This is a genomic window from Bartonella sp. CL25QHWL (assembly GCF_042195335.1).
Lineage (GTDB): Bacteria > Pseudomonadota > Alphaproteobacteria > Rhizobiales > Rhizobiaceae > Bartonella.
This window is the reverse complement of record NZ_JBHIOE010000102.1, coordinates 1-611: the sequence shown is the minus strand read 5'-3', so window position 1 is coordinate 611 and position 611 is coordinate 1. Positions and strand designations below refer to the sequence as shown.

1 protein-coding gene is annotated in these 611 nt (G+C 46.2%); it reads left to right on the top strand.

Annotated features, from left to right (window positions below; all coding sequences use genetic code 11):
* On the top strand, positions 1-319 hold a 319-nt coding region (locus tag ACFILY_RS09680; protein ID WP_375673394.1), incomplete at its 5' end, for a hypothetical protein.
* Between the last annotated feature and the right edge of the window lie 292 nt (positions 320-611).

Sequence of the window (611 nt, the reverse complement as noted above, 5' to 3'; positions counted from 1 at the left end):
TAATTCTTGCTGCACCCAAAGTAAAACGAAGAAATTGAGTTATGCGATTGCCGGAAAACAGAGTGGAAAGCCGGAGAAACTCTTGAAAGACCCGCTTGAATTGGAGAACCAGCAATGTTTTGGTGGTATCGCCTGCATCTCCTTCCCTGCTTGCTGCAATTGTAAAACTCGGTTCTTAAGAGTGGTTAGAATACCTGAAAGGGGCTGGCTAGATGGACAGGTGTTAGCGATTCTGGGTCCTGAATCGAATGGTACCCGGTTCGAATTTCCAATTTTTCACGGTTGCTTACATATCAGAAGTGGGATGTTGCATATGTAATGTCCACAATAGGTCATTCCTGGTTGTGCGAGACAGACGATAGCACCAGACTCACGGGAGAGTGAGATGGATGAAGGCATTAGACTCACAGAGACACCTCGCGACGAATTGCGTTACAGGATAGCCGAATGTAAGACTTTGTTCTTGGGAGTGGTTCGAATACCTACGTAAAAGAGACGGGCTTGTGGTTGTCAAGTGTTAGCCGATTCTGGCCATGAATCGAATGGTACCCGATTCGACCCCGATTGAAGTCCCAATTTTTCACGGTTGCTTACAAGAAGACAATGGAAAC